This is a genomic window from Pseudobutyrivibrio sp. ACV-2, from assembly GCF_900107545.1.
In the GTDB taxonomy this organism is placed as follows: domain Bacteria; phylum Bacillota; class Clostridia; order Lachnospirales; family Lachnospiraceae; genus Pseudobutyrivibrio.
Genome location: NZ_FNQZ01000033.1, coordinates 1 through 8,420, shown reverse-complemented (window position 1 = coordinate 8,420; position 8,420 = coordinate 1). Strand labels below are relative to the sequence as shown.

Sequence of the window (8,420 nt, the reverse complement as noted above, 5' to 3'; positions counted from 1 at the left end):
TGGCTCCGTGGTCAAGCGGTTAAGACATCGCCCTTTCACGGCGGTAACACGGGTTCGATTCCCGTCGGAGTCACTTATATGCCGATGTGGCTCAATTGGCAGAGCAGCTGATTTGTAATCAGCAGGTTATCGGTTCGAGTCCGATCATCGGCTTTAATTAACAATATATATGCAGAGGTATCGAAGTGGTCATAACGAGGCGGTCTTGAAAACCGTTTGTCCGCAAGGGCGCGTGGGTTCGAATCCCACCCTCTGCGTTTTGGCCTCATGGCTCAGTTGGTTAGAGCGCCGCCCTGTCACGGCGGAGGTCGAGGGTTCAAGTCCCTCTGGGGTCGTTCAAATTCAATAGTTTGTTTTTCTTGGGATCTTAGCTCAGCTGGGAGAGCATCTGCCTTACAAGCAGAGGGTCACAGGTTCGAGCCCTGTAGGTCCCATTTTCTTAGATATTATATTCCGGGGTGTGGCTCAGTTTGGCTAGAGCACCTGGTTTGGGACCAGGGGGTCGCAGGTTCGAATCCTGTCACCCCGACTTAGAAATAAATATTAATATGCGGGTGTGGTTCAATGGTAGAACATCAGCCTTCCAAGCTGAATACGTGGGTTCGATTCCCATCACCCGCTTTTATCTAATAAACAGATGAATGTGTATCAGGTAGCACTGGATTATTACAGTCCAGTGCTTTTTTGTTCAAAAAATTTAATAAAATCAATATTCTTAACATATTTTTACTCCTAAATTATGGAATTATTTGTGTTATTGATGGTAAAAAAATAAATATACCATTTATCTATACACTTTCCTGTAGACATTGTGTAATAAAAAAATTTAAAATACTAGCATAAGATTAAATTTTTAAAGAAAAGACTTGAAACACGATATGTCACGAAAAGCATAGATTGAGCTATGAAGATAAATATTTAATTCTAAAGGAGCATTATGTTTTTTAAGAAAAAGATTGATAAGAAATCCTATGACAAATCAAATAAAAAGCCTATTATAAAAGCTAGTATATGTACAGGAGAGCAGGTGGCTGGTTTTAGGGATATTGCTACAGGCTCCTTTGAAGAAATTATGCTAATAAAAGATCAAAATGACTTGGCATCTTTTAAGGCAACGTATGGTATTACAGAAGAGATAGAAAAGATATATTAATTATGATAAATAAATCACCACTTAGCATAGAATTATACAATACACTAATTCAGGACGGCTACCAAGAGCGATTTGCAAAGCTTGTTACTGATAACCTTAATACTGATTTTACAGCAAGAAGAATGCTGGGATATTTAGCTCACTATGACCACCTACCTGAAGTGGAAATAGCTGATGAGATGCTTGCTATACTAAGCGATAGAAAGCAAATTATGGATAAAAAAGCAGCCGAAAGCTATAATGCCACCTGGAACAATTATCAACAGTCTGGAATATTTGATAATATCGATGAATAGTTGATTTTACCCTGGTCTTGACCACAAAAATCGTTATATTATATTTCTGTAGAAAACTAACATTTAATACACAGATAGTTATTTCAAAAGAATTTTCTTAGGTATCAGAAGGTTCTATGACCTGGATTTGTGTGATTTATCTTTATACTTTTATTACCTTGGCTACAAGTCAATATGAAGAATGTAAAATAATTGATATTTTTATATGAAGTAAAAGAGAGGAGCACTTCTGCTCCTCTCTCAAAATTTAATATATTTATTTAAATACTTTCTGTGCAAAATTGTAGAAACCAAGATACCAAATATCAAAATTATGCTCACCATCAAGCTCTTGCCACTGGAAGTTTTGTCCGTCTACAAATTGATCACATACCTCTGGTAAATTCTTGGCTGCATTTGAAGCACTGGCATATGCGATTCCATCCTGAAGACCGCAAATATTATAGAAGTAATGGATTGGATATGTATTATCTTTCAATATCTCTGCTGTTTTAGATGCAGGATTGCTAGTTGGAGCAGCTGAAAAAGCTCCAAAATAACTAAATAAATCTACACACTCACCAATACCTATATTAATTGTCTGCATTCCGCCCATTGAAAGACCTGCAACTGCTCTATGGTCACGATCTGCATAAGTGCTATAGTGTGAATCAATATATGGAATCAAATCATTTCTGAGTTCATCTCCAAATGCATAGAATGATGGGATTGAACCACTTTCAGAAGCTTTTCCATTTGGTGTTACAACGATAAATGAGTCAATATCACCATAATATGTAAGGTTATCCATCATGGCTTTTACTTTTGACTCATCATTATACATTTCCCACTCGTTCTCATCACCACCGATTCCATGAAGAAGGTATAAAACATTATACTTCTTGTCTTCACTATAATTTGCTGGTAAATAGATATTAGCCTTTTTTGTATATGTATTTCCGTTTTCAGAATCATGTGCAGTGTATGAAATAGTTTTTACTGTACCTGCCCCTTCATCACTTCTAATAGAAGAATATTTGTCAGGGATACTATCACTTATGGTAGCTGTAGGATCATAATGATTTTCCTCTTCTGCTGAAACATCAAGTGTAAAATCAATCTCATCCCCAATTTGACCCACACCAATAGAACCAAATTCTATGGTTGCTCCACTGGGAATAACTGTATTCCAATCAAGAGGAGTAATAACGTACTCATCATTATCTGTAGCAATATTTACACACCAGCTAGAATCTATATTAACTTGATTCTTATTTAATTTTACTTTCCAACCATCTATAGGGGCGCCTGTATTATTTGTAATCTTGTAGTCTACCAGATAGCCTGTACCCCAATCGTTAATCGAATAAACTAAATCTACTCCTGTGTTTGTTGCTGCCTTCACATCCGCCTTTATTGCAACCCCAAAGGAGCCGGCAGAGAGAGCTAAAACTAAGACTTTTGCTAAAAATCTTTTATTTTTCATTATACATCTTCTCCTTATTTTATTTTTTGTCTAGACAACAACCAGCGCGCAAGATAATAATACTATCTATTTGTGTAATATGCGACATAATTCTTGCCGAGTGTATTATTAGTTGTTTATCATTTGTTGCTACTGTTTTTGAGTAGATTTAAAAATTCATTATAGGATAGTTTAAACGTAAGCGTCAAATACTCATGTCGTGACCTTTTTGGTTTAAATTTCTTAACAAAAAACGCAATACAATTAAACATTAATATAACACCATCACAATTGGGGGCCCTAAAAATGTGTTATGTTTAGATTTACCTTTGCTTTTAAAATATTATATTGATCCTCATCGGAGATATCTGAGTCTGTGATAATAGTATTAAAGTCTTTGATATCTCCGAACTTTTTCATGGTATGTTGGCCGAATTTTGAGTGGTCAACGAGAAGTATATTTTGCTCCGAGTTTCTCATAACAACCTGTTTTATTGAACAATCCATTTCAGTGCTGGTTACGCCATAGACTGTATCTATATAGCCTGTTCCTAGAAAGGCAGCGTTAAAATGAAAATTTGAAAGATAAGTCAAAGTATCCATATCCATAGGACCGCCGTTTGAGTCCTGATATTTACCAGAAGCTATGTATAATGTGACATATGGATTGTGAGAACACTCATGCATTACAGCCAATGAGCTTGTTACAACGGTGTGATGCAAAGGTGGAAGGTATCTAGTCATAAGCAATACTGTGGTGCTTGGATCTAGATAAATTACATCATTTTCTTTAACAAGTTCTGCAGCTCGGCGTGCAATTGCTGCTTTAGCCTCGTAAAAGCTTTCTTTTCGCATGTCAAAAGTATGTAGAGATGAGCTTGGATGCCTGATAGTAGCACCTCCATAATGAGTAATAAGTATTCCCTGTTCTTCCATTATGTGTAAGTCTCTTCTGATTGTCATATCAGACACACCAAATTTTTGTGATAAATCCTTTACATATACGGTAGTCTGTTCTTTCAATAATTCGTATATAGATTCACGGCGGCTTATTCCATTATTTTCATTTACCTGTTTCATAGAAAGCTCCTTCAGAGGATATAATGTTTTATTAAACATAATTATATCACAGAAATTGGGGAAATAAACAGCAACGAACATTAAACTATGTTAATACATGTGCTATTATCTTTTTGCAATCGGAAATATTAAATAATGTTAGGAGATAGCAATGTGTAAGAAGAGGTATTTGTTTTTTGATATTGATGGCACACTGGCCGCAGGAGGATATGAACATTTCTATATTCCTGACTCAACTGTTGTAGCACTACAAAATCTTAAAAAGGCTGGACATTTTTTATGTATTGCAACAGGCAGAGCCCAGGCTCTTGCAGTTGATATAATGAATGAATTAGGTTTTGAAAATATGGTAAGTGATGGAGGTTATGGTATTACCATTAACAAAACTCTATTAGGAATCAAGCCACTTCCAAAAGAAAACGTTGTTACTTTAATAAGAGAATGTCAGGAGAAAGGATATCCATGGGGAATTCAACCTGAAAATTCAGCTGTAAGATATGTTCCGGATGAGCGCTTTAATGAAATCGCAAAGGATACATATATGGAACAAAAGATAATTAATGGATTGAATCCTGAAGATTATGAACATATATATAAAGCATATATAGCCTGCAGAGCAGAAGATGAGAAAAATCTCAAAGCGCTGGAAAATCTTCCTTGTTGTAGATTTCATGAAAGTTATTTGTTTATTGAGCCAAGCTACAAGTCTGTAGGCATAAAAAAGGTTATGGATTATTTTAATGCTCATTATAGTGATGCTGTTGTTTTTGGTGATTCTGGCAATGATATTTCAATGTTTACAGATGATTGGACAAAAGTTGCCATGGGAAATGCTATTCCTGAATTGAAGAAGCTTGCAGACTATGTGACTTCCGACGTTGATAAAGATGGAATTTACAATGCCTGCGAGAAGCTGGGATTATTTGATGCTGTTGCTTGTTAATACCTTTCAGCGTGATCTCGATAGGGAGCGTTATGAAAGGTATTAATATAAATCAAAGAATTAATTGTCGATTGACACATAATATATAAAATACAAAAATTACTTAAGCTCGCATTTGGGGCTTTGGATAGGGCTACATTAAATATTAATATTTACTGAGGTTACTGAAAACAGTAACCTTTTTCTATATGCAGATTGTTTTAATATGTATATATGAAACAAAAATGAGAAATATGGTAATTAAAACTTTTATTTAGCTCTCTAATCAATTAAAATAAAGACATTATCGAATCGAGGTTTGAAAGGGAGATAAATGATTGGATTGATAGTAGCTCGTTCAAAAAATAATGTAATTGGAAAAGGTGGAGAAATACCTTGGAGAATTAAAGGAGAGCAAAAACAATTTAAAGAGCTCACAACGGGATTTCACATAACTTTCATCATAAAGACGCATAGGGAGACTAATATACAATCATCGACGAACTAATATATTGGAACAATATATTAGTTGCCACCACGGCGAGTAGCAGGAGCGATAATAAAACTTTTTCATATATCACCCTTTAAAGGCTGCTGACGAGGCAGCTTTTTGTTTTGTCTTAAACTAGAAGTATCTCTCCTTGAAAGTGTTAAACTAATACCCATTAGATATAGAAATTGGAGAATAATATTTAAATGATAAAGCAAGTAGTTATTTGGAAATTGCAAGATAAATGCGTTGGTCCGAACCTCAGCACAATTAAGGCAAACATTAAAACAAAACTGGAGAATCTGAACGGACAAATTCCTGGTCTCGAAAGCATTACTGTTAAAACTGAGTGCCTTAGTTCCTCAAACGGTGATATAGAAGCTGAAGCAGTATTTGAAAGCGAAGAGGCATTTAAGAATTATAAAAATCACGAACTTCGTCTTGCAGCTACCAAGGATGCTATCGTGCCATTTGTAGATACAACAACTCATGTAGATTTTAAAGTATAGGTTAAATGCCTAGTGGAGATCACTGACGAAGATTCATAACTCCTTCGGTAGAATGGTTAGCTTGCGCGAGCATTGCCTGACCGGCCTGCTGAAGGATATTATTTTTTGAGAGGCTAACTATTTCTTTTGCCATATCTGTGTCGCGGATTCTAGATTCTGCGGACTGGGAATTCTCCGTAACATTATCTAGATTCTTTATTGTATGTTCCAAACGATTCTGATACGCTCCCATCCTTGATCGTTCATCGCTGAGATAATTGATAGCGAAACCGATTCTTGTGATTGCATCCTCCGGACCATTAGGTACCATGAAATCGATTGTTGTAATATTCATAGCATCACAAGAAACATTAGGAAGAAGGATGTAAATCTTGTTGTCCATGTCTGCTTCCGCGCCGCTGTGAATATTGATGTCTGCACTGCGACTTGAAGGTTTTGTACCATAAGTTGCATCAACGGGAACTGTTTCAGTGTAACCGAGCCCGAAAAGTCCATATCGCGAGTTGGCACGAGTGTTATAAGAATTTACATTTTCCCATCCCGTACCAGTTGAAACACTAAATTTTTCAAAAGTAACCTCAGTAACGGTACCGGTTGAATCGATTGAAGAGCAAACGGTTGCTTTAGAAGCAGAAGAACGGTCATCGTATATTACAAGAGAATTGCCTTCTATAGCATATTTGGTGTAGTGATTATCTGGATTACCAAGTTCACCTGTATAATCTTTTGTTCCCTCCATTATCCTGTTTAATACATCTGCAGCGGATGTGGCGCCTTTTATACCAATTGTATAAATGCGGTGCTTCCCACTTTGTGTGGAAATATTTGCATCGGAAGTGGCATCAAACTTGATACTATATCTGTTTTGGCAAGAGCAACAGCTTGAATAAATTCCTTTACCATCCAGCTGTGCCACAGTATCTGCAGAAATGCCAGAGAAGTCAATATATGTTGCAGAGTGTGGGATAGTCGCTGTACCAGAAAGCTCTTCATCAGAGCCTTCTAGTTTGTAGGTTACATTAACTGTTGTGTTGTATGTGCTTGCCATATAGCCGTTGGTCAATGAAGCATTATCTATGCCGTTTTGTAACCATTCAGGTAAATCTGCACCTGAAGTTATAGTCTTTGTGTAGGCAGGAGTAATCATATCGCCCTGAATATTAACAGGGAGACCTTTAAGAACAGGAATTTTATTGAAAAATGTCCTAGAACGAACACCGTCGATTTCTTCTTTTATCTGATCAAGCTCGTCTTGGCATGTTTGACGGTCTGCCTGAGAAAGTGTGCCGTTTGCGGCGTGGATAGAAAGCTCATTGGCGCGCTGAAGCATGTCATGAATTTCTGACATAGCACCGTCAGCGATCTGAACTAGAGAGATGCCATTTTGAGAATTAACAGAACCTTCATTGAGACCACGAATTTGCTTTCTCATTTTTTCAGAGATAGCAAGACCTGCAGCGTCGTCTGCTGCACGGTTGATTTGATAGCCGGAAGAAAGCTTTTCCGTTGATTTCTCTATGAGGCTAGTAGTGTTGCCAAGAACTCTGCTGCTATTTGATGATTGTAAATTGTGTGTAACAACCATTAAATAACTCTCCTTAATTAGTAACCAGTTATCTTTGATATCGACATTATATATTGAAATATTATAGAAATAATAAAGTTATAAAAAATAATTATTTGAGGTCATTTTTCTATAAAGAAAGCCGACATATGAATTGTAACGTGGAAAAAGCCTAGAAAGGCGATACAAAGGGTGCGATTAATGGTAGTACAATTAAAGCATGAATAGAAATACATCCTTTAAACTAATTTCTGTATATAGTTGTGAATATTATTCTGAGTACAAGATGTAATACAAATATAGGGGGCACAAAAGTGACCATCGTTCAACTAAATAAATTCTTTCTTAATGCCTCTTTAAAAGTAATTGCAGGGGGCATACAGGGGGCATTATTTTATGCCCTTAAACTATGCGTATAATTAAGTTTTGCACATAAATATTTAATTGCGACAAACGCAAGATATATCATTACATTGTAATGATATATCTTGCGTTTTTATGCTTTCATGATATAATCAAATTAAGAAAATAGAAAAACTATGGAGGTTTTTAAAATGGCAAACGCAGTAAATGTTAATTTTAGAATGGACTCTGACTTAAAGAAAAATATGGAAGCACTTTGTGATGAACTTGGCATGTCTATGACAACCGCCTTTACAATTTTTGCTAAAAAAATGACTAGGGAACACAGAATTCCATTTGAAGTCTCTGCAGATCCATTTTATTCTGAATCAAATATAAGATATCTTGAAGGCATCGCAAATGATATCAAAACAGGAAAAGCTCACTTTGAAGAACATGAACTACTGGAGGATGAAGATTAATGGGAATCCTATGGGAAGACAGAGGTTGGGATGATTATCTTTATTGGCAAACCCAAGATAAAAAGACTTTAAAAAGAATTAATTCACTAATAAAAGATGCCCAACGTGATCCATATAATGGTATTGGAAAACCTGAAC

General features: G+C 36.0%; 9 protein-coding genes, 7 tRNA genes and 1 pseudogene. 14 read left to right on the top strand and 3 right to left on the bottom strand.

Going from position 1 to position 8,420, the window contains the following annotated elements; translation table 11 throughout:
* Position 1: 1 nt before the first annotated feature.
* From BLV53_RS16435 to BLV53_RS16395, 9 genes are all read left to right on the top strand, one after another.
* A tRNA-Glu gene (locus BLV53_RS16435) sits at positions 2–73 on the top strand.
* Positions 74–80: 7 nt separating this feature from the next.
* A tRNA-Thr gene (locus tag BLV53_RS16430) sits at positions 81–153 on the top strand.
* An 18-nt stretch (positions 154–171) separates the two neighbouring features.
* Positions 172–257: transfer RNA gene (locus tag BLV53_RS16425), tRNA-Ser, on the top strand.
* 4 nt (positions 258–261) lie between these two features.
* A tRNA-Asp gene (locus tag BLV53_RS16420) sits at positions 262–335 on the top strand.
* A gap of 26 nt (positions 336–361) precedes the next feature.
* Positions 362–434 (top strand) — tRNA-Val (locus tag BLV53_RS16415).
* Positions 435–454: 20 nt separating this feature from the next.
* A tRNA-Pro gene (locus BLV53_RS16410) sits at positions 455–529 on the top strand.
* Positions 530–550: 21 nt separating this feature from the next.
* Positions 551–621, top strand: a tRNA-Gly gene (locus BLV53_RS16405).
* Positions 622–934: 313 nt separating this feature from the next.
* Positions 935–1,153: an aspartate dehydrogenase gene (locus tag BLV53_RS16400; protein ID WP_090302714.1), complete on the top strand. Its 219-nt coding sequence runs from the start codon at positions 935–937 to the stop codon at positions 1,151–1,153.
* A gap of 2 nt (positions 1,154–1,155) precedes the next feature.
* Positions 1,156–1,449: a hypothetical protein gene (locus tag BLV53_RS16395; protein ID WP_090302713.1), complete on the top strand. Its 294-nt coding sequence runs from the start codon at positions 1,156–1,158 to the stop codon at positions 1,447–1,449.
* 256 nt (positions 1,450–1,705) lie between these two features.
* Here BLV53_RS16395 and BLV53_RS16390 read toward each other — a convergent pair whose 3' ends face one another.
* Together BLV53_RS16390 and BLV53_RS16385 are read right to left on the bottom strand one after the other, a co-directional pair.
* The gene (locus BLV53_RS16390; RefSeq protein WP_090302712.1) at positions 1,706–2,914 is read right to left on the bottom strand and encodes an alpha/beta hydrolase-fold protein; all 1,209 of its coding nucleotides are present in this window, start codon (positions 2,912–2,914) and stop codon (positions 1,706–1,708) included.
* 279 nt (positions 2,915–3,193) lie between these two features.
* Complete coding sequence (locus tag BLV53_RS16385) at positions 3,194–3,973, bottom strand: DeoR/GlpR family DNA-binding transcription regulator (protein WP_170830913.1); 780 nt, start codon at positions 3,971–3,973, stop codon at positions 3,194–3,196.
* Positions 3,974–4,124: 151 nt separating this feature from the next.
* On the opposite strand from BLV53_RS16385, the gene BLV53_RS16380 reads away from it, so the two are divergent.
* The 3 genes and pseudogenes from BLV53_RS16380 (at position 4,125) to BLV53_RS16370 (ending at position 5,894) form a co-directional block, all read left to right on the top strand.
* Positions 4,125–4,916, top strand: coding sequence for an HAD-IIB family hydrolase (locus BLV53_RS16380; protein ID WP_090302710.1), 792 nt, complete (start codon positions 4,125–4,127; stop codon positions 4,914–4,916).
* 313 nt (positions 4,917–5,229) lie between these two features.
* Positions 5,230–5,344 (top strand): annotated as a pseudogene (locus BLV53_RS17635) (dihydrofolate reductase); the annotation flags it as partial.
* A gap of 247 nt (positions 5,345–5,591) precedes the next feature.
* Positions 5,592–5,894 carry a Dabb family protein gene (locus tag BLV53_RS16370; RefSeq protein WP_090302709.1) on the top strand — a complete coding sequence of 101 codons (303 nt, stop codon included), beginning with the start codon at positions 5,592–5,594 and terminating at the stop codon, positions 5,892–5,894.
* A gap of 19 nt (positions 5,895–5,913) precedes the next feature.
* On the opposite strand, the gene BLV53_RS17470 is transcribed toward BLV53_RS16370, so the two are convergent.
* Complete coding sequence (locus BLV53_RS17470) at positions 5,914–7,479, bottom strand: flagellin N-terminal helical domain-containing protein (protein WP_090302708.1); 1,566 nt, start codon at positions 7,477–7,479, stop codon at positions 5,914–5,916.
* A 533-nt stretch (positions 7,480–8,012) separates the two neighbouring features.
* Here BLV53_RS17470 and BLV53_RS16360 point away from each other — a divergent pair.
* Both BLV53_RS16360 and BLV53_RS16355 read left to right on the top strand, forming a co-directional pair.
* Positions 8,013–8,282: a type II toxin-antitoxin system RelB/DinJ family antitoxin gene (locus BLV53_RS16360; protein ID WP_090301688.1), complete on the top strand. Its 270-nt coding sequence runs from the start codon at positions 8,013–8,015 to the stop codon at positions 8,280–8,282.
* Positions 8,282–8,420: type II toxin-antitoxin system YoeB family toxin (locus BLV53_RS16355; protein WP_139298995.1), on the top strand; the 139-nt coding region annotated here is incomplete at its 3' end. The genes BLV53_RS16360 and BLV53_RS16355, both read left to right, overlap by 1 nt.

Bases quoted from the DNA above. Each gene is read 5' to 3' on its own strand.
- BLV53_RS16390 (WP_090302712.1), bottom strand. From the start codon at position 2,914: ATGAAAAATAAAAGATTTTTAGCAAAAGTCTTAGTTTTAGCTCTCTCT.
- BLV53_RS17470 (WP_090302708.1), bottom strand. From the start codon at position 7,479: ATGGTTGTTACACACAATTTACAATCATCAAATAGCAGCAGAGTTCTT.
- BLV53_RS16380 (WP_090302710.1), top strand. From the start codon at position 4,125: ATGTGTAAGAAGAGGTATTTGTTTTTTGATATTGATGGCACACTGGCC.
- BLV53_RS16370 (WP_090302709.1), top strand. From the start codon at position 5,592: ATGATAAAGCAAGTAGTTATTTGGAAATTGCAAGATAAATGCGTTGGT.
- BLV53_RS16385 (WP_170830913.1), bottom strand. From the start codon at position 3,973: ATGAAACAGGTAAATGAAAATAATGGAATAAGCCGCCGTGAATCTATA.
- BLV53_RS16395 (WP_090302713.1), top strand. From the start codon at position 1,156: ATGATAAATAAATCACCACTTAGCATAGAATTATACAATACACTAATT.
- BLV53_RS16360 (WP_090301688.1), top strand. From the start codon at position 8,013: ATGGCAAACGCAGTAAATGTTAATTTTAGAATGGACTCTGACTTAAAG.